Origin of the sequence: Citrobacter sp. Cf132 (assembly GCF_030333885.1) — a bacterium.
Taxonomy (GTDB): domain Bacteria; phylum Pseudomonadota; class Gammaproteobacteria; order Enterobacterales; family Enterobacteriaceae; genus Citrobacter; species Citrobacter freundii.
In genome coordinates, this window is record NZ_JAOWFA010000050.1 from 22,615 (window position 1) to 41,990 (window position 19,376).

Consider the following 19,376-nt stretch of genomic DNA (forward strand, 5'->3'; position numbering starts at 1 on the left):
GCAGATGCTGCAGGTGAAAGAACTGAATCAATATTATGGCGGCAGTCATATTCTGCGCGGGGTGAACTTTGAAGCGCGTATCGGTGAGGTGACATGTCTGCTGGGGCGTAACGGCGTGGGGAAAACAACGCTACTTAAGTGTCTGATGGGGCTTATTCCGGCCCGCAGCGGAAGCGTGCTCTGGCAGGAGAAAAATGTCACTCACTGGAAGCCGCATCAGCGGGTCAGGGCCGGTGTGGCGTATGTCCCGCAGGGGCGTGATATTTTTCCGCGTTTGACGGTAGAAGAGAATCTGCTGCTCGGCCTTTCCCGTTTTTCAGCACCGGAGGCACGACATGTGCCGGATGATATTTACGCGCTCTTTCCGGTTTTACAGGAAATGAAGCATCGGCGGGGCGGAGATTTGTCCGGCGGGCAGCAGCAGCAACTGGCGATTGGACGAGCACTGGCAAGTCGCCCACAATTGTTGATCCTTGATGAGCCTACCGAGGGGATCCAGCCGTCGGTGATTAAAGAGATTGGTCAGGTGATTTCCCAACTGGCGCATCGCGGCGATATGGCCATTTTGCTGGTGGAGCAGTTCTATGATTTTGCCGAGCAGCTCGCCGACAAATACCTGTTGATGTCGCGGGGCAGCATTATTCAAAGCGGCGACGGTAAAAATATGGAGGCCGAGGGCGTTCGGGGACTGGTTGCTATCTGAGGTATGCGACAGAGCGACTGTGGCTCTGTCGCGAACATAATAACTAGCAGACCGCCGTCTGGCCCCAGGGTTTGGCGCGCATGCCTTTTATCATTAGCGCCCAGGCAAGAACGATCGCCACTATCAGCGCCACAAACAGCGACCATGATGGCAATGTGGTTAAAATGACGCCGCTGACTAATGGGTTAACCGCTGCGCCAAGCCAGCCTAACGACTGGGCAGAAAAATAGCTGGCTTTCATGCCTGCTGGCGCGATGTTGTCGATAAGCATGTATTCACCCGGTGCGTAAATGACTTCGCCGATAGTGAAAAAGGCAGCAGAAATTCCCCATAACAACAGACTGTTGCCGGAGAAAGCGAAACCGACCAGGCCAACGACAAAGAAGACTGTACCCATTGTCATTAACGGGCGGATATTCGTGGCGGTGAGCCTGCGACCAAGTGCGTACTGCAGTGATACTACGATGGCGGCGTTGACGGGCAGGACGACTGCCACCACTTTCTCGGCAAAATCGCCGTTTGCAACCACCATAACGTATTGCGAAATACAGGATGCAAAGGCGCCGCCAACGAATGATGCCAAAAATGCTGACAGCGTAAACCAGAATAATGCTCTGTCGCGCAGCAGTACTGAAGGGGACCAAACAGCGGCATTTACACTTTCTGCGGTTGCCGGTGAACGTTTTACCCACGTCTGGATAAACACCAGAGGTAGCGCAGAACAGGCGGCAGCTAGCCAGAACGGCAGGTTAATGCTTTGCATAACCAGCAGCGTGCCCAGCGGCGGACCAACGGTCCAGCCGATGTTCAGCACGGTATAGTTAAGTGAGAAAATTTTCGTTTTGTTGGTCGCAGACAAGTTATCGGCAAACCAGGCTTTCAGCACCGTGGCGAAGACGGAGTAGGCGCAGTTGATCAGGGCAAAGAGCAAAACCACTATCACGACGTTATGCACCAGCGGAATAGCAATAAAGCCGGAGGCAAAGCCGCAGATAGCCAGCAACATATAGCGTTTTTTATCGAACTTGTCGGCCAGAATACCAAAGCCAAGGCTGAAGACGACGCCTATGGTCAGTGCAACCGTCATCGCATAACCGATCAGGTCGACGCTCAGTTGATACTGTCGACTGAGGTAAATCGTCATAAATGGCAGCGTGGCGCCACGACCAATGGTTAATAACAAAGATGACGCAAGTAACGCGAGAGTGGACCTTCTCAGAGAGATATTCATTTTCCTGCCCGACAATGCATGTTGTTATGTTTTTTTTAGATATCAGAAACAAATAGCATGCTAAAAGTGTGATGTACACCCAATAAGTTGTCCGAAAATGCCCTGTGTGGCCTACCTGAATTAATGATCTGTTACGGTACAACGATTTCCGTTACTTTAACTTGTTTACAAAAATTTAATATTTGCAGGGGCGGTGGTATGTCGCGTAAAGACGGGTTATTGGCGTTACTGGTCGTTGTGGTTTGGGGACTGAACTTTGTTGTCATTAAAGTGGGTTTGCACAATATGCCGCCGTTGATGTTGGCAGGGTTACGCTTTTTGTTGGTGGCGTTCCCGGCGATTTTTTTTGTTGCCCGCCCGAAAATTCCGCTTTCGCTTTTACTCGGCTACGGCCTGACAATTAGTTTTGGACAGTTCGCGTTTCTCTTCAGCGCCATCAAATTTGGTATGCCTGCCGGGTTAGCTTCTCTGGTATTACAGGCTCAGGCGTTTTTCACCATCATTCTGGGGGCATTCGCCTTTGGCGAACGTCTGCAGGGTAAACAGCTGGTAGGAATTGCGCTGGCGGTATTTGGTGTGCTGGTACTGATTGAAGCCAGTCTGAACGGTCAGCATGTTGGCATGCTCGGTTTTATGCTGACGCTGGCGGCGGCGCTAAGCTGGGCCTGCGGCAATATTTTTAACAAAAAAATCATGCAGCATACATCGCGTCCGGCCGTTATGTCGTTGGTGGTATGGAGCGCGTTAATCCCCATTGTTCCGTTCTTCCTGGCCTCATTACTTCTCGATGGTCCAGCGCAAATTACCCAAAGTCTGGTGGCGATAGATTTGACGACCATTCTGTCACTGGTGTATCTGGCGTTTGTGGCGACCATTGTGGGTTATGGCATCTGGGGTTCGTTACTCGGACGCTATGAGACCTGGCGGGTAGCGCCGCTATCGCTGTTGGTGCCGGTTGTCGGTCTGGCGAGTGCGGCCGTACTGCTGGACGAAACGCTTAGCGGATTACAGCTACTTGGCGCGCTACTGATCATGGCTGGGCTGTATATCAATGTGTTTGGTTTTCGGTTGCGTAAAATTGCGTCGGTGAGGGGCTAAAAAAAGCCCCGCGGTTGCGGGGCAATATAATTACAGGTTGCGCAGATTGTAATAAGGCACACCTAATTCGTCGGACTTGTCGCTGCCTGCACCCATATGATTAAAATCGAACGGGGACTGATCGTGCGCAGGGGGCATAATCATCGCGTCGCGACTGTTCTGTGTGGCAGGTTGCGCGGTCTGTTCCGCCATGCTCTGACCCGAAACAACAAACAGCAGGGCCAGCATCGCATAAGACAGAAGTTTCATGATTTCCTCGGTTACGTCGTTAACTGGCGATTAGCAATTACATTGATTGAGTGGAAGCAAATAGCGCGATTCGCCATGCATATTCGTCATACGGTATTTGTGCGGCGGAACATCAAAATAATTTTTGAATGTCCGGGTCAGCGTCTGCTGAGACTCAAAACCGTAACGCTCTGCCAGATAAAGAATGGGCTCGTTACTCTCTTTTAATTTTTGCGCTATTTCAGTCATTTTACGGCTGCGAATGTATTGACCCAGTGAATGACCGGTTTCTTTTTTAAACATCCGTTGCAGGTGCCATTTGGAGTAACCTGAACGCTCAGACACTTTTTCCAGCGAGAGCGGCGATTCAAGGTTATTTTCGATCCAGTCCAAAATGCTATGAATAGTGATTGTGTCAGTATTGCGTCTGGACATCGTCATACCTCTTTCTGTTTACGGCAGGATTCTCTTAAGCAAGTGCTCAAGTGTGGCTACTTCATCCGCCGTTAAGTTTTTTGTTAGTTCCTGGTGCAGGTCTTGCCCTACTAATTGATGACACTGCTCGCAAATTGCTGCGCCATGATCGGTGAGTTTCACCAGCACGCCACGCTTATCATGTGGATTCGGAAGCCTTTCTATCCAGCCTTTACAGGCCAGTCTGTCCAGCATCCGCGTCAGGGCGCCAAGGTCGACAGACAGCACTTTTTTCAATTCGACAGGGGTGATGCACACCGCGCAACGGATGGAGCAGAGCACCTTGAACTGCGATGCCGTGATATCCAGCGGTGACAGATAGTCGTTTAGCAAACGATCTTTTTTCTGATTAACCATATAGATCAAACGACCCAGTGGGATGATTTCGTTAAACAGATCACTGGTGTTTTTCACAATGGTTGCCCTGGCAAGTAGTTAGTCACGGCTGATATTATTGCTTAGGCAAATATAAGTCAAACGAATGGATCCGCAAATGCCACGTTTTGCTAAATCATCAGACTCAATACCTGGCAAGTGGAATTTTAACGGTTTGATAATTATGGTTTATACGTGCGGATGAAAAATGAATCCTTACATCACGAAAATGGCTTATCTCGCGGATTTCACCGTATACTTGCCGCTGACGATTAACGCACAGGAAAGATGACATTATGATGGACTTGTTTAAAGCAATAGGACTGGGGCTGGTAGTCCTGTTACCGTTGGCAAACCCGTTAACCACCGTGGCGTTGTTCCTTGGCCTAGCCGGCAATATGAACAGCGCAGAGCGTAACCGTCAGTCACTCATGGCATCTGTCTATGTATTTGCCATTATGATGGTGGCGTACTACGCCGGGCAGGTGGTAATGAATACGTTCGGGATTTCGATTCCCGGGTTACGTATTGCGGGTGGGTTAATCGTTGCGTTTATCGGCTTCCGGATGCTGTTTCCACAGCAGAAGGCGCATGATTCTCCGGAAGCGAGAAGCAAGTCTGAAGAGCTGGAAGACGAACCGACGGCCAATATCGCTTTTGTACCGCTGGCTATGCCAAGCACTGCCGGTCCGGGGACGATTGCGATGATCATCAGCTCCGCGTCAACCGTGCGTCATGGCTCCGAATTTCCGGACTGGGTGATAATGATCGCGCCGCCGATTATTTTTGCGGTTGTCGGGATTATCCTGTGGGGCTGTTTGCGCAGTTCCGGGGGGATCATGCGGCTGGTCGGTAAAGGTGGTATCGAAGCGATTTCTCGTTTGATGGGCTTCCTGCTGGTGTGTATGGGCGTGCAGTTTATTATTAACGGCGTGCTGGAAATTATCAAAACCTACGCTTAAAACACTATGCCCGGTAATATTTACCGGGCATATTTTTTATGAATGCTGAGGCTGTTCTTCCAGTGATACCGGCCATTTACGAAAGATAATCACCGACCATATCAACGCGGCAACGGCAGGCACTGCGCCGACGTAACCAATCGTAGACATCGACCAGTGCAAACTCACCTGATTACCTACCAGTGCGCCAGCGCCAATACCGATATTAAAGATTCCGGAGAACAGCGCCATTGCGACGTCAGTCGCATCCGGAGCAAGTGCCAGCACTTTCACCTGCATACCCAGGCCTATCAGCATGATGGCGACGCCCCAGAAAATACTCAGGATGGCAAGGTGCATTTCGCTGTCAGCGGCGGGAAGTAACAGTACCAGGCATATCGTCAACAGGGCAATGGCACTGCTAATCAGTACGGACGCATGCAGATTACCCAGCTTACCGAAAATGACGCTACCGACAATTCCCGCACCACCCAGAACCAGCAATAAGACAGTAGCAAAATTTGCGCTCAGGCCCGCGACGGTCTGCACGAACGGCTCGATATAGCTGTAGGCCGTATAATGCGCGGTGACCACAATCACCGTCAGTAGATACAGACTCATCAATGCCGGGCGATGGAATAACACGGGCAGGCTTTTTAAAGAGCCGGAGTGCTCACTGGGTAGTTTGGGCAGGAGCTTAATCAGGCAAAGCAGGGTAACTAACGCCCCCATACCGATGGCGAAGAAGGTCGTGCGCCAGCCAAAATACTGACCGACGATACGCCCGATGGGCAGCCCCAATACCATCGCCAGCGCAGTGCCAGTGGCAATCAGGCTGAGAGCCTGTGCACGTTTCCCGGCAGGAGCCAGGCGAATTGCCAGCGATGCGGTGATCGACCAGAAAATAGCGTGCGCAAAGGCAATACCAATACGGCTAATTACCAACACGGTAAAATTCCATGCCAGGAAAGAGAGCACATGGCTGGCGATAAACACAACAAACAGACAGATCAGAAGTTTTCGGCGCTCCACCTGACTGGTAAGTAACATGAAGGGGAGCGACATCAGGGCAACAACCCAGGCGTAGATCGTCAGCATGATCCCGACCTGAGCGGTCTGCATATTGAAGCTTTGTGCGATGTCGGAAAGCAAACCGACAGGGACAAACTCTGTGGTATTGAAAATAAAACCGGCAATGGCAAGCGTAACTACCCGTAGCCACGCGACCTTGCGGGAAACAGTGTCTGTTGTCATATCAAATAAGAGGATTAGCTGCGAAAAGGTAAGGCCACGATCTTAAAACGTTTGCTGGCGAAAATACAATCATTTTGTGATGCGGATCTCATTTCATTGGCAGGGCGCTATAATTTGCTGCCGAACATTCCTCATATTTTTAAGTATTTCAATAATAATGAAATTCCGGGGGTATGACTTCACCCGGATATACAGTTATTCATGTTCTTTGAGGATCGCCAGTTACTCCGGGCTTTGTGATAACTGAGGGTTCAACACCTCAATAAACGCTTCCAGTTGCCGCGTCATTGCACCTCTGCGCCAGACCAGCCATGTATTCAGCCAGCGCCAGTTCTCGCTTAGCGGCCAGGCGTTTACCTGATGATGCCCAGGCATGCTCTCCAGCATCGAACGCGGGATCAGTGCGATACCCGCTCCGGCAATGACGCAGGCCAGCATACCGTGATATGACTCCATTTCGTGAATGGTGCCGGGCATGGCGCGATCGGCATGAAACCAGCTTTCAAAATGGCGGCGATAGGAACAGTTGGCGCGAAAGGCGTAAATACTGCAACCGTTGACGTCGCTGGCCCGCTGAATGGGGGGATGACCGTTAGGAGTGACAATCATCATCTCTTCACGGTAGACCGGCATTCCTTCAAGGCCTGGATGGGTAATTGGGCCATCGACAAAGGCAGCGTTCAATGTTCCGTCGAGCACGCCGTCCAGCATTGTGCCTGAAGGACCCGTCGCTAACGCGAACTGAATTTTGGGGTAACGCTGGTTATATTCAGCCAGCGTGGCGGGGATGCGTACTGCTGCTGTACTTTCAAGCGAGCCGAGAGAGAAGAGTCCTTGCGGCTCATCCCCGGCGACGACCATCCTGGCTTCCTCAACCAGCGCTAGGATCCGCTGGCTGTAGCGCAAAAAGTTGTGCCCGGATGGGGAAAGCCGCAGACGCTGGTTTTCACGAATAAACAGATCAACGCCCAGGTCGGCTTCAAGCTGACGTATACGGGTGGTGAGATTAGATGGCACGCGATGAACCTTCGCAGAGGCCTGCGTAATACTGCCAGTCTCCGCGACGGCATTAAACATTTCCAGCTGCGTCAGATCCATAATTTTCTCTATTCGTGAATGGTATGGTTAATATTATTCATTTTTCAGAAAGAGTAAATATGCTCATGATATAACCATACCCTGCGATAAAGAGAGGCACTTAATGACTATCACAGCAGCAACACATGCGATTTCCATTGACCCTACCAGCGGTGAAAGACTGACGGCGACGCCGTGGGCCAGCGTGGAAGAGATTGATCATGCGCTGAACCTTGCAGCGAATGGCTATAGCGAATGGAAACACACTTCCGTTGAGGACCGTGCGCAAATGCTGCGCCATATTGGGCAAGCACTGCGCCATCGTGCGGAAGAGATGGCGCAGTGTATCTCACGTGAAATGGGTAAACCCATTAAGCAGGCGCGTGCTGAAGTCGCTAAGTCAGCTGCGTTGTGTGACTGGTACGCCGAGCATGGACCGGCGATGCTCAGTCCGGAACCCACGCTGGTGGAGAACAACCAGGCGGTGATTGAGTATCGTCCGGTAGGAACTATTCTGGCGATCATGCCGTGGAACTTCCCACTCTGGCAGGTAATGCGAGGTGCCGTCCCGATTCTGTTGGCCGGAAATGGTTACCTGTTAAAGCATGCGCCTAACGTAACCGGCTGTGCTGCAATTATTGCGCAGGTTTTCGCTGATGCGGGTGTACCCGCGGGGGTTTATGGTTGGGTGAATGCCGATAACGCAGGGGTCAGTCAGATGATCAATGACCCGCGTATCACGGCGGTAACGGTGACGGGTAGTGTTCGTGCTGGTGCGGCGATTGGCGCCCAGGCGGGGGCCGCGTTGAAAAAATGCGTTCTTGAACTGGGGGGCTCCGATCCGTTTATTGTCCTTAATGATGCAGACCTCGATCTGGCCGTTAAGGCGGCGGTCACCGGGCGTTATCAGAACACCGGGCAGGTTTGTGCGGCAGCCAAACGCTTTATTATCGAAGAAGGGATAGCGGCAGAATTTACTTCACGCTTTGTGGCCGCTGCGAGCGCGCTCAAAATGGGCGATCCGCTGAACGAAGAAAACGATCTGGGGCCGATGGCGCGATTTGATCTGCGTGAAGAGCTGCACCAGCAGGTTGAAGCCACCCTTGCCGAAGGGGCGCGGTTACTTCTCGGCGGGGAAAAAATTGCGGGACATGGTAATTACTATGCCGTGACGGTACTGGGCGATGTTACTCCAGAGATGACGGCGTTCCGCCAGGAGCTGTTTGGTCCGGTTGCGGCAATTACTGTGGCGAAGAATGCGGAACATGCCTTAGCGCTGGCGAATGACAGTGATTTCGGCTTATCTGCCACGGTGTTTACTGCGGATGAAGTGCTGGCGCAGAAGATGGCGTCGCGCTTGGAGTGTGGTGGCGTATTCATCAATGGTTACAGTGCCAGCGATGCCCGCGTTGCCTTTGGCGGTGTGAAGAAAAGTGGTTTTGGCCGAGAGCTTTCGCACTTTGGTCTGCATGAGTTTTGTAACGTGCAGACCGTCTGGAAAAACCGCCTTTGATGGTGTAGGTGTCTCCGCTGGAGGCACCTGTCTTATTTCTGCAATTTTTCTGTCATTTACTCTCCGTACACTCGCGTCTAACGCTTTGATACAGAAGAGTAATATGAACATAACGCAAATTTTCCGTCGTCTTATTCCCCGTCAGTTTGGTCTGTTAACCGGCATTTTTTGCATTATTGCGCTGTTCTCTGTTTTGCAGGTCGCGTCCTCCTTAATGCTTTCGGCCTCAGTCAGCGGCGCACAGCATAATGAAGGACGTAATCAACTCGCGCTTATACAGCAGGCGAAGGTTGATGAAGCGCGGGTGGCGTTATTATCTGCCAGCGATTTACTTAACCGTGCGGGAATTTATTTTATGCAGGATGCCGCCACCGGTTCGGACGGGAGTTGGCGTCCGTTAATGGAAGAGGCATACCGGGCGCTGGCGCAGTCAAAAAGTGCATGGGATGCCTGGCGGGATATGAAACCGCAGCCGGATCCGGATCTAACGGAGAGCTATCAGCGTTTTTATAGCGGTATTCAGGAGCAGGCGGATGGGCTGATGCAGTCAGGTTCCATTGATGCGTTTTTTGCCGTACCCGTGCAGGCCTTTCAGACGGACTTTAACGCTAATTACGCGCGCTTTCAGCAGCACAGTGGGCGACATGCGGAAGCTGGGCGTCAGCAGCTGTTGACCAGTCTTGAGCGTTTACAGAATCTATTTTTGTTTATTCCTCTCGTGCTGGTGGTTATCGCCTTTCTGGTCTGGCGCAGTATGTCCCGTTGGGTGATTATGCCACTGCGACGGCTGATCGATCATATCGATATTTTAGCAGCGGGGGACCTGTCTCGCCCGGCCCCGCAGGTAAGTCAGTTTAACCGGGAAGTGACGCAATTAAGTTCGCGTATTGCTGCAATGCAGCAAGGTCTCTGCGCGCTGGTGCAGCAGGTGAACGATGCCACCACTGCAATGGTAGAAAATATCAACGAACTTGCGCAGAACAATAAACAGCTATATCAGCAGTCGGCGAAACAAAGTGAAGAGTTAAGCAGCGTGACATCGCATATTTCGTTGCTGGAAATGCATGTTGAGGATAACAGTGGCTTTGCTGAACTGGCGAATCAACGCGCTGTGCAGGCGCGAGATGTTGCGGCAGGCGGGGACCGAATGATGGCGACGGTAAATACGTCAATGCAGGCGATTGTGACACGTTCGTCTGAAATGCGAGGGATTACAACGCTTATCGACAACATTGCATTTCAGACAAATATCCTGGCTCTTAACGCGGCAATCGAGGCAGCACATGCTGGGGAGCAAGGGCGTGGGTTTGCCGTGGTTGCGAAAGAAGTTGGGCTGCTGGCGCGAAAAAGCGGTCAGTCTACGCAAAACATTCAGACACTGATTAAACACTCGTTACAGGGCATTGAAGAGGGCTTTCACGCGGTTAACGGGCTGGATAAGAATTTGCAGCAGGTTATCGCACTGGTTGAGAATCTTGGTGCGTTGCTGAACGACATTTCGACTGCAACTTTAAATCAAGGGAACAATATTCACCAGTTGACTCGAAAGCTGCATGTCCTGAACGGCGAAGCCCGGCAAACCAGCGAACTGGTGAATGCTGCATCTGACTCTTCCTTGCAGCTACACCATGAATCCCGCCAGCTTATGCAGGCCGTGGCCAGATTCCGCCTTCCGGCCTGACGCTGCGTATTCAGCTCTGTTATACTCGCAGGCCTTTCATACCTGCGAGCAAGGAGCATGTTGTGGCCAGGGCCATGGACAATTCAATTTTAGAGACCATTGTGCAGCAGGTTCGTCCGCTGATTGGTCAGGGTAAAGTCGCTGATTATATTCCGGCATTAGCCTCTGTCGACGGTTCAAAACTGGGTATTGCTATCTGTACCGTTGATGGACAGCACTATCAGGCGGGAGATGCGCAAGAACGTTTTTCTATTCAGTCGATTTCAAAGGTGCTCAGCCTGGTCGTAGCAATGCGTCACTATCAGGAAGAGGAGATTTGGCAGCGTGTCGGCAAAGATCCTTCTGGCCATCCTTTTAACTCCCTGGTGCAGTTGGAAATGGAGCAGGGTATCCCTCGCAATCCCTTTATTAACGCCGGGGCGCTGGTGGTTTGCGATATGTTGCAAGGGCGTCTAAGCGCACCGCGTCAACGGATGCTGGAAGTGGTACGGGCGTTAAGCGGTGTTTCGGATATCGCTTATGATGCGACGGTCGCGCGATCAGAGTTTGAGCACTCGGCGCGTAATGCCGCTATTGCCTGGCTGATGAAATCCTTCGGCAATTTTCACCATGACGTGACCACCGTTTTGCAAAATTACTTTCACTACTGCGCGCTGAAAATGAGCTGTGTGGAGTTGGCGCGAACCTTTGTCTTTTTGGCAAATCAAGGACATGCCTTTCATCTTGCGGAACCCGTGGTGACGCCGATGCAGGCCAGGCAGATCAATGCGCTAATGGCGACCAGCGGCATGTATCAGAACGCAGGGGAGTTTGCCTGGCGGGTCGGGCTTCCGGCGAAATCTGGTGTGGGTGGCGGCATCGTGGCGATCGTGCCTCACGAGATGGCGATTGCTGTCTGGAGTCCGGAACTGGACCCGGCGGGAAATTCACTGGCCGGTATCGCCGTGCTGGAGCAATTAACACAACAGCTGGGGCGTTCGGTTTACTGATGAATACGCTCGATCCTCTTTTTGCCCGGCTGGCGAAATCAACGTTTCGCTCGCGGTTTCGTCTTGGTCAGAAAGAAAGGCAGTATTGTCTGGATAAAGGGGCGCCGGTTATCGAACAACATGCTGCGGATTTTATTGCTAAACGACTGGCACCTGCGTTTCCCGCCAATGATGGTAAACAGACTCCCATGCGTGGTCACCCGGTATTTATCGCTCAACATGCTACGGCAACGTGCTGTCGAGGGTGTCTGGCGAAATGGCATGATATACCTCAGGGCATAGCGCTAAACGATGAACAAAAACGTTACGTTGTCACGGTTATTTATCACTGGTTAGTACTTCAGATGAACAAGCCATAGATAACATTATCCTATGATATGACCCCTTGTGTTGTGTAATTGTTAAAAGCAGTATGAAGGGGTCAATCTAAGGAGAAACCATGGCTTCCGGCAAACACTGCTTTGTGCTGAGCGCTGCACAGATTCTGTCGCGAATCGACGAGCTCAGCGATGTTCTTGAACGGTGCGTCAATGACGGCGCCTCCATCAGTTTTATGCTGCCCTTTAATCGCGAAAAATCAGAGCCTTTCTGGATGAACGTCGCGCAAAGTGTTTCTCGCGGAGAACGGATCGTTCTTGGTACGCAGAACGCGCAGGGGACGCTTGTCGGTACCGTCCAACTCATTATCGATCAACCTGAAAATCAACCTCATCGTGCTGATGTTGCCAAACTGCTGGTTCACCCCTCAGCGCGACGCGGTGGCCTGGCTCGTGAATTGATGAACGAACTGGAAAGTTGCGCGCGTCAACAAGGTAAAACGCTGCTGGTGCTTGATACGGCGACGGGCAGTGGCGCGGAGTTGTTCTACCACAATTGCGGGTGGAAAAAGGTAGGGGTGATACCTGACTATGCCCAAATGCCCGATGGGACGCTGACCGGGACCACACTTTTCTATAAAACGCTCTAATTTGTCGCCGGGGATTGATCAAAACAGGGTTTCAATGTATTAAAGTTTGCTAACCTATTGGACCAATTCAATCAGGTTGTATGACTAATCATAAAGGGAACCCATTGTGCAAACACTAAATCGTCGCGATTTCCCCGGTGCTCAGTATCCTGAACGCATTATTCAGTTTGGTGAAGGAAACTTCCTGCGCGCCTTTGTAGACTGGCAGGTTGATCTGCTGAACGAACATACCGATCTGAACGCTGGTGTGGTCATTGTTCGTCCTATCGAAAGTACCTTCCCGCCATCGCTGAGTACGCAGGATGGCCTCTATACTACTATCATTCGTGGTTTGAATGAGAAGGGCGAGGCTGTCAGCGATGCTCGTCTAATTCGTTCAGTTAACCGTGAAATCAGCGTCTATAGCGAATACGATGAGTTCCTGAAGCTGGCACATAATCCTGATATGCGTTTTGTGTTCTCTAACACCACGGAAGCAGGTATCAGTTACCACGCGGGCGATAAGTTTGACGACGCGCCAGCGGTAAGTTATCCGGCTAAACTGACGCGTTTGCTGTTCGAACGCTTCAGCTATTTTAACGGCGCATTGGATAAAGGCTGGATTATCATCCCTTGCGAACTGATTGATTATAACGGTGATGCGCTGCGTGAACTGGTTCTGCGCTACGCTCAGGAATGGACGCTGCCGGAAGCGTTTATTCAGTGGCTGGATCAGGCCAATGCATTTTGCTCTACGCTGGTGGACCGTATTGTTACCGGCTATCCGCGTGATGAGGTAGCTAAGCTCGAAGCTGAACTGGGCTATCATGATGCGTTCCTCGACACGGCAGAACATTTCTATCTGTTTGTCATTCAGGGGCCGAAGTCATTAGCCGCAGAACTACGTCTGGATAAGTATCCGCTGAATGTCCTGATTGTGGATGACATCAAACCGTACAAAGAGCGCAAAGTGGCGATTCTCAACGGTGCTCACACTGCGCTGGTTCCTGTTGCCTGGCAGGCAGGGTTGGACACCGTAGGCGAGGCGATGAATGACGCAGAAATTTGCGCCTTCGTTGAAAAAGCTATTTATGAAGAGATCATTCCGGTACTGGATTTACCTCGTGATGAGCTGGCGTCTTTTGCCAGCGCGGTAACCGGTCGATTCTGCAACCCCTATATAAAACATCAGCTGTTGTCTATTGCCCTGAATGGCATGACCAAATTCCGCACCCGTATATTGCCGCAACTGCTGGCAGGGCAACAGGCCAGCGGTAAACTGCCAGCGCGTTTGACGTTTGCGCTTGCCGCATTGATTGCTTTCTATCGTGGAGAGCGTCACGGTGAGTCTTATCCGGTTCAGGATGATGCGCACTGGATAGAACGTTTTCAACAGCTGTGGTCCCAGCATCGCGATCGCCAGATAAGCACCGAAGCGTTGGTCAAATCTGTACTGGGTGTTAAAGAACACTGGGAGCAAGACCTGACACAAGTTTCTGGACTGGTGGAACAGGTTTCTACCGATCTGGATACCATTCTGGCAAAAGGTATGCGGGAAGCCGTTAAGCCACTGTGCTAAAACGACTACCGACAACCCGGCTCAGGCCGGGTTTTTTCTGGATATAAGTTAGTTACAACATACTGTGTTATTTATGTCATAAACCCAGTCTGTGACTTCCGTGCGGCTTCGTTTTAAGCAGGGCAAAAGTTGTTTGGATAATGTTGCGATTAACTTGCAACATTGATCGCTATCGCGTCTAATGTGACGGATTTCACATTTTCCCGAAGATAACCATGATCGTTCGTCCCCAACAACACTGGATGCGCCTGATATTCGTCTGGCACGGTTCCGTATTATCCAAGATTTTTTCACGTCTGCTGCTGAACTTCCTGCTTTCCATCGCCGTTATTATCATGTTGCCCTGGTATACGATGCTGGGCATTAAGTTTACCCTTGCGCCGTTCAGCATTCTCGGCGTGGCGATAGCGATCTTTTTAGGTTTTCGCAATAACGCCTGCTACTCACGTTACGTTGAAGCCCGACACCTGTGGGGGCAGTTGATGATTTCTTCCCGATCGCTTCTGCGTGAGGTAAAAACCACGTTACCTGACGATGCAGAACTGGGACAGTTTGTGCGTCTGCAAATTGCATTTGCTCACTGTTTACGCATGACGTTACGTCGAAACCCACAGGCGAAGCCGTTAGCGAAATATCTTAGCGAGAAAGATTTGCAAACGGTATTTGCCGCACAATCCCCGGCAAACCGTATTTTGTTGCTGATGGGGGAGTGGTTGGCCGTGCGCAGACGTGATGGGCAGCTGTCCGATATATTATTTCATAGTTTAAACAACAGATTAAATGATATGTCGGCAGTATTGGCAGGTTGCGAGCGGATTGCGAATACTCCGGTCCCGTTTGCTTATACTTTGATCCTTCATCGCACGGTGTACCTGTTCTGTATCATGCTGCCATTCGCCCTGGTGGTGGATCTGCACTACATGACACCGTTTATTTCAGTGCTTATTTCCTATACTTTTATCTCGCTCGATACGCTTGCGGAAGAACTTGAAGATCCGTTTGGTACTGAGAACAATGACCTGCCGCTGGATGCGATTTGCAATGCAATCGAAATCGATTTACTGCAAATGAATGATGAAACAAATGTGCCAGCAAAACATATGCCGGATAAGCACTATCAACTCACTTAGCGACGTTCGTTTTGCCACCACGCGGGCTGCATATCGGAAAACGAATGAAACTCCGGTGCAAGGTCTTCATCGTTAGGATCGTCAAAAGCACCGGCTAAAAGCGCAATGACCGGGGCGTCATCGATGGCGCCCACGGAACTGCCGCACTGAGAGCAAAAGGCCCGACTGGTCGTTTCTGATGAGCGCCAGGTTGTCGGTTTTCCGGCTTTTCCCGTCCATTCTACATTTTCTGCATCAAACTCAATCCAGACGACGGTAGGGGCGCCCGTATGTTTCCGGCATATATCGCAGGAGCAGGTATGGGAATTATTAGGACTGCTGGCTGTGAAACGGATCGAGCCACACAGACACCCACCAATGTAGACTTTAGACATAACAACCCTCCGTCAGAAACATGTTGCAAGACACTAACAGAAGCCAGACATAGCCACTAGATCCTAATGATAAAAAGGCGAGGGTACGCATGGCTGATAGTTTATTCCTGTGATCTGCCAGATGATAAACGCTTAACTATTGCGTCTGGCAACAATAAACAATCGCGGAAATGCCAGTAAAATTTTGCCGTTCTCCTGCAACGGATATTGTTCCTGGAGCAGTTCATGGTAGCGCGCCAGGTAATGACGTTGCTCGCTTTCGCTCAAATCCTGCAACCAGGGGCGCAGGCCCGTTGAGCTAACCCAGTCGATAATTGCCTGATGCGAATCCATAATGTGATAATACGTTGTACGCCAGATATCTACATCACAACCCGCTTCGGTCAAAATATCATAGTAGGCGTGAACGCCAGGAAGCGGAGCACGGCCACGGTCTGGGTAATCTTGTTCATAAGCCACTTCGCGCATCAATACATGCGTTGGCTCCAGCCAGTTATCTGGCATTTGCACGGCCAGAACGCCATTGTGACTCAGTTGTGAGACCAGGTGCGGGAATAATTCATAGTGATCGGGTACCCACTGTAACGACGCATTTGCATAAAGCAGATCCACGGGATGCTCGGGGTGAAACAGACTTATATCCGCTTCGATAAAATGACAGTCAGGTAACGTGTTGCGCGCTTCATTCAGCATAGCAGGAGAGGAATCGACTCCTGTTGTCTTTGCCGTGGGCCAGCGCTGATGCAGCAATGCCGTACTGTTACCAGGGCCACAACCAAGATCAACAACTGAGCGGACATTTTCTAACGCCACACGGCTGAGTAATTCCGCTGCGGGTCTTGAACGTTCAGTTTCATATTGCAGATAAAGCGAAGGGTTCCAGTCGGCCATGTATAAATCTCCAGTATGAGAGGAAAAGTCGGAAAAGGACGATATAAACCCTTGCCGATGATCCACTTATTTTAGAAGATTATACGAAAATGAATGATAAGGGCAGGAATATGCTGGAAACACCAAGGTTGATATTACGACAGTGGGAAGCTAAAGACCGAGCCCCTTTTGCTGCACTCAATGCCGATTCTGACGTGATGCGCTTTTTCCCGGCACCGCTACAGAAGGCTGAAAGCGATAACCTGGTCGATAGGTTTAGTGAAGGTATTGCAGCGCGCGGCTGGGGATTTTGGGCCGTAGAGTTAAAAGAAACACACCAGTTTGTGGGCTGTGTGGGGTTGCATCCACAACCTGATAAATTTCATTTTTCACCCTGTACTGAAATAGGCTGGCGTCTTGCTAAAGCATACTGGCACCAGGGAGTAGCATTGGAAGCCGCCGAAGCATGCCTGACGTTTGCTTTCGAAGAGCTGGCGTTAAGTGAGGTGGTTTCATTCACTTCAGTGCTGAACACACCGTCAGAGAAACTGATGATACGACTTGGTATGAATAAAGCAGAAGAGTTTGTTCATCCCGCGCTGCCGTCAGATCATCGGTTAGCACAACATGTCCTGTATCGTCTTTGTCGATAATTAACCAGATTATTAGAGCAGATACCTTTTAGTCTTTAAAAGCATGTGTGTTGATCGATGTATTTACCCACCTCAATGACGGTATTCGTTTTAGGATCGATATTAAGCACCACAAAACGCATTTGCGGGCAAAACATCTCTGCGCTCTTCTTGCTGCACTCAGTTTGCAGCCATCGATGTTCACCATCGTCAGTTACAACCGTATTCAGGTTGCTATATTCGCTGCATTCAAAACCTTTTTCGGTTGCTCTTTTTCTTGCGGCATCCAGACTCAGACCAACAACATTCAAACTGTCGACCTCTTTGGCATGTGCGCTGTCGGAAACGCGTGTCAATATGCAACCCGTTAGCGTACAGGTAAAGAGTAGTAAGCACACAAAGCGCAGGATGATCTTGTCGTTTTTGTTAGGCATTGTCTGATGATACGCATCCGCAATACATTACGCAATTTCACCGAAGCCGATGTGCGTGAGCCTCTACAAATCGAGTCAGTCACCCGCTATAACCAGTCGGGAAGGCTTATACGCCTGTTTGCAGCATTGATGATCCTCTTGGGTATCGTCTCACTGTATGTCTGGCTCAGCTGGACCTTTAGTCTGTTTCCCTGGACGCGCGTTTGGGGAGAGTCATTGGGTGATTGGTTTGTTCGAGTGGTGCGCGATATAGCATTGTCGATTGTCTCGGCTCTTCCTGGGTTAATGATCGTGCTAATCATTTTCGTTATCACCGTAGTAATATTGAAACTACTTAAAGCTGTGCTCAACCAAGTAGAAGCGGGGCGTTTACAATTGCCGGGGATCCATCCAGATACAGTCGGCGCGACCAAATGCAGTTGTCGTCAGCGGGAAAATTACTAATCTAAGTGCGCAAAGCGCAAACGGCGGCGTCAACCTGACAATTGGCGTCACCATTGGCTATGACACACCGTGGCGGCAAGTGCACGCAATGTTGGAGTTAGCGGCCAAACGGGCGAAAGGAATCGATCTTTCTCAGCCGCCATTGGTGCGTCAGTTGAGTCTGATGGACTGGTACATTGCATATGAACTGCAGGTATGTTTACTGCCGGAGGTGCCGCTGGCTGATGCGCGTAACGAACTGCACAGTAATATTCAGGACGTCTTCAATGAGTTCAATGTACAGATCATGTCTCCAAACTTTGTGCTGCAACCTCTGACAGTCGGTCGTAGGTAGAGTAGGGAAGTAGCGTACCGTTCAGGCGCAGCTCTTTTCTGCCATCAGGATAGTGATACACATCGATATATTTACCTATTGCACGGCGACTCAGTTCGCTGTCTTCAATCAGGTACAACATTTTATCATATTGTATCGTCAACGATTTTGAGACTTTACGTTTTTCACGAACAGTGAAAATAAGCCCCAGGTCCTCATCATGTTCTACAGCACGGTGTACGTCAAAATCATGTCGCGGTACTTTGCCAAAACGGCGGTTATAGTCAGCCATATAGGCCTCAGCGAAGTCATTTGCAGCCTCCATTGAACAAATGCCCTGTAACCGCAGCTCTTTGACCAGACGATCCTGTAAAGTGAGGTGAGCTCGTTCTACACGCCCTTTGGCGGGACTGGTTTCTGCACAGATAGTCTGGATGTTCAGTTCATGCATGGCTCGCCCAAACTGAGTATGCCCGTCTCCGCCTGTGGCGTGTTTATTGTTAACACGAAAAACACCGGCTTTATCGCTGTACAGTGCCAGCGGTTTACCATGCTTATCGATATAGCGCCGCGTGGCTTCGAAGTAAGAAAACGTGGACTCCGATTTAACAAACAACAGTTCCATCAGTTTGCTGGTTGCATCATCAACATAGACCAGCGCGGTGCAGGCCGGGCCACGGCCTTCAAACCAGTCGTGATCACAGCCATCTATTTGTATCAGCTCACCAGTACACGGACGCCGGTACCGTGGTTGAGGGATCCTTGCGGCACGTTGTTTACGGGGAACCCATAAGCCAGCCCGCACCATGATGCGCCGGACAGTTTCTTTGCCAAGAAACAGTCCGTGGAGTTCTTCGAGCTTTTCACGCGCCAGAGTCGGACCGAAATCAGCATAACGCGTCTTGATCAGTTCCAGAGCCTGATCTGCGAGCCCGGGTGGCAACTGGCGGTTACCACGCATGCCACATCGTCTGCTGGCCATACCAAGCGGTCCGCCTTCACGGTAACGGGCAAGAAGTCTGCGGCATTGCCTGTCGCTGATACCGAGGTGCTCGGCCGCACGGCGCGTTGTGATGCGACGTTCAATGAC

The 19,376-nt window shown here is 50.7% G+C and carries 20 protein-coding genes and 2 pseudogenes; 12 read left to right on the forward strand and 10 right to left on the reverse strand.

The genetic code is table 11. The features are described 5' to 3' along the window. Positions 1 to 4 precede the first annotated feature (4 nt). Positions 5 to 703, forward strand: a complete 699-nt coding sequence (gene urtE, locus OGV85_RS08645; RefSeq protein WP_003032416.1) for an urea ABC transporter ATP-binding subunit UrtE — start codon at positions 5 to 7, stop codon at positions 701 to 703. Positions 704 to 746: 43 nt separating this feature from the next. On the opposite strand, the gene ydeE is transcribed toward urtE, so the two are convergent. After that, positions 747 to 1,934, reverse strand: a complete 1,188-nt coding sequence (gene ydeE, locus OGV85_RS08650) for an efflux MFS transporter YdeE (protein WP_032949271.1) — start codon at positions 1,932 to 1,934, stop codon at positions 747 to 749. A 198-nt stretch (positions 1,935 to 2,132) separates the two neighbouring features. On the opposite strand from ydeE, the gene eamA reads away from it, so the two are divergent. After that, positions 2,133 to 3,032 (forward strand): O-acetylserine/cysteine exporter, encoded by a 900-nt coding sequence (gene eamA, locus OGV85_RS08655; protein WP_003032420.1) that lies wholly within the window; start codon positions 2,133 to 2,135, stop codon positions 3,030 to 3,032. Positions 3,033 to 3,062: 30 nt separating this feature from the next. Here eamA and marB read toward each other — a convergent pair whose 3' ends face one another. From marB to marR, 3 genes are read right to left on the reverse strand one after another with little or no spacing between them, the layout of a single operon-like run. Further along, positions 3,063 to 3,281 (reverse strand): multiple antibiotic resistance protein MarB, encoded by a 219-nt coding sequence (marB, locus tag OGV85_RS08660; RefSeq protein ID WP_003032422.1) that lies wholly within the window; start codon positions 3,279 to 3,281, stop codon positions 3,063 to 3,065. A gap of 30 nt (positions 3,282 to 3,311) precedes the next feature. After that, positions 3,312 to 3,695, reverse strand: a complete 384-nt coding sequence (gene marA, locus OGV85_RS08665) for an MDR efflux pump AcrAB transcriptional activator MarA (protein WP_003032424.1) — start codon at positions 3,693 to 3,695, stop codon at positions 3,312 to 3,314. An 18-nt stretch (positions 3,696 to 3,713) separates the two neighbouring features. Beyond that, the gene (gene marR, locus OGV85_RS08670; RefSeq protein WP_003032426.1) at positions 3,714 to 4,148 is read right to left on the reverse strand and encodes a multiple antibiotic resistance transcriptional regulator MarR; all 435 of its coding nucleotides are present in this window, start codon (positions 4,146 to 4,148) and stop codon (positions 3,714 to 3,716) included. Positions 4,149 to 4,405: 257 nt separating this feature from the next. Here marR and OGV85_RS08675 point away from each other — a divergent pair, with 257 nt between their 5' ends. After that, positions 4,406 to 5,071 (forward strand): MarC family NAAT transporter, encoded by a 666-nt coding sequence (locus tag OGV85_RS08675; RefSeq protein WP_003032428.1) that lies wholly within the window; start codon positions 4,406 to 4,408, stop codon positions 5,069 to 5,071. A 36-nt stretch (positions 5,072 to 5,107) separates the two neighbouring features. Here the strand turns inward: OGV85_RS08675 and OGV85_RS08680 are convergent, their stop codons facing one another. After that, positions 5,108 to 6,304, reverse strand: coding sequence for a sugar transporter (locus tag OGV85_RS08680; protein WP_003032430.1), 1,197 nt, complete (start codon positions 6,302 to 6,304; stop codon positions 5,108 to 5,110). A 222-nt stretch (positions 6,305 to 6,526) separates the two neighbouring features. Continuing rightward, positions 6,527 to 7,402: a putrescine utilization regulator PtrR gene (ptrR, locus tag OGV85_RS08685; protein ID WP_061548257.1), complete on the reverse strand. Its 876-nt coding sequence runs from the start codon at positions 7,400 to 7,402 to the stop codon at positions 6,527 to 6,529. 103 nt (positions 7,403 to 7,505) lie between these two features. Here ptrR and sad point away from each other — a divergent pair, with 103 nt between their 5' ends. From sad to OGV85_RS08720, 7 genes are all read left to right on the forward strand, one after another. Further along, the gene (sad, locus tag OGV85_RS08690; protein ID WP_048233721.1) at positions 7,506 to 8,894 is read left to right on the forward strand and encodes a succinate-semialdehyde dehydrogenase; all 1,389 of its coding nucleotides are present in this window, start codon (positions 7,506 to 7,508) and stop codon (positions 8,892 to 8,894) included. A 103-nt stretch (positions 8,895 to 8,997) separates the two neighbouring features. After that, positions 8,998 to 10,575, forward strand: coding sequence for a methyl-accepting chemotaxis protein (locus OGV85_RS08695; RefSeq protein WP_061548258.1), 1,578 nt, complete (start codon positions 8,998 to 9,000; stop codon positions 10,573 to 10,575). 62 nt (positions 10,576 to 10,637) lie between these two features. Further along, positions 10,638 to 11,564 carry a glutaminase B gene (gene glsB, locus OGV85_RS08700; RefSeq protein ID WP_003032436.1) on the forward strand — a complete coding sequence of 309 codons (927 nt, stop codon included), beginning with the start codon at positions 10,638 to 10,640 and terminating at the stop codon, positions 11,562 to 11,564. Further along, positions 11,564 to 11,923: a DUF4186 domain-containing protein gene (locus OGV85_RS08705; protein ID WP_061548259.1), complete on the forward strand. Its 360-nt coding sequence runs from the start codon at positions 11,564 to 11,566 to the stop codon at positions 11,921 to 11,923. Before glsB ends, OGV85_RS08705 begins: the two co-directional genes overlap by 1 nt. A gap of 80 nt (positions 11,924 to 12,003) precedes the next feature. Continuing rightward, complete coding sequence (locus tag OGV85_RS08710; RefSeq protein ID WP_048218942.1) at positions 12,004 to 12,531, forward strand: GNAT family N-acetyltransferase; 528 nt, start codon at positions 12,004 to 12,006, stop codon at positions 12,529 to 12,531. Positions 12,532 to 12,637: 106 nt separating this feature from the next. Then, the gene (locus OGV85_RS08715) at positions 12,638 to 14,089 is read left to right on the forward strand and encodes a tagaturonate reductase (protein ID WP_048218941.1); all 1,452 of its coding nucleotides are present in this window, start codon (positions 12,638 to 12,640) and stop codon (positions 14,087 to 14,089) included. A 215-nt stretch (positions 14,090 to 14,304) separates the two neighbouring features. Beyond that, the gene (locus OGV85_RS08720; protein ID WP_048218940.1) at positions 14,305 to 15,219 is read left to right on the forward strand and encodes a bestrophin family protein; all 915 of its coding nucleotides are present in this window, start codon (positions 14,305 to 14,307) and stop codon (positions 15,217 to 15,219) included. On the opposite strand, the gene OGV85_RS08725 is transcribed toward OGV85_RS08720, so the two are convergent. Both OGV85_RS08725 and tam read right to left on the reverse strand, forming a co-directional pair. Beyond that, positions 15,216 to 15,593 (reverse strand): GFA family protein, encoded by a 378-nt coding sequence (locus OGV85_RS08725; protein WP_061548260.1) that lies wholly within the window; start codon positions 15,591 to 15,593, stop codon positions 15,216 to 15,218. The two genes, OGV85_RS08720 and OGV85_RS08725, sit on opposite strands and share 4 nt — an antisense overlap. A 132-nt stretch (positions 15,594 to 15,725) precedes the next feature. After that, positions 15,726 to 16,484 carry a trans-aconitate 2-methyltransferase gene (gene tam / locus OGV85_RS08730; RefSeq protein WP_003843653.1) on the reverse strand — a complete coding sequence of 253 codons (759 nt, stop codon included), beginning with the start codon at positions 16,482 to 16,484 and terminating at the stop codon, positions 15,726 to 15,728. Positions 16,485 to 16,594: 110 nt separating this feature from the next. Between tam and OGV85_RS08735 the strand changes: the two genes are divergently transcribed. Continuing rightward, a complete protein-coding gene (locus OGV85_RS08735; RefSeq protein ID WP_003032443.1) occupies positions 16,595 to 17,116 on the forward strand; it encodes a GNAT family N-acetyltransferase in 522 nt (173 codons plus the stop codon). A 35-nt stretch (positions 17,117 to 17,151) separates the two neighbouring features. Here the strand turns inward: OGV85_RS08735 and OGV85_RS08740 are convergent, their stop codons facing one another. After that, positions 17,152 to 17,451, reverse strand: coding sequence for a hypothetical protein (locus OGV85_RS08740; RefSeq protein WP_003032444.1), 300 nt, complete (start codon positions 17,449 to 17,451; stop codon positions 17,152 to 17,154). A gap of 84 nt (positions 17,452 to 17,535) precedes the next feature. On the opposite strand from OGV85_RS08740, the pseudogene OGV85_RS08745 reads away from it, so the two are divergent. Next, positions 17,536 to 18,286: pseudogene (locus OGV85_RS08745) on the forward strand (hypothetical protein); the annotation flags it as partial. On the opposite strand, the pseudogene OGV85_RS08750 reads toward OGV85_RS08745, so the two are convergent. After that, positions 18,282 to 19,376: pseudogene (locus OGV85_RS08750) on the reverse strand (ISNCY-like element ISKpn21 family transposase); the annotation flags it as partial. The pseudogenes OGV85_RS08745 and OGV85_RS08750 sit on opposite strands and share 5 nt — an antisense overlap.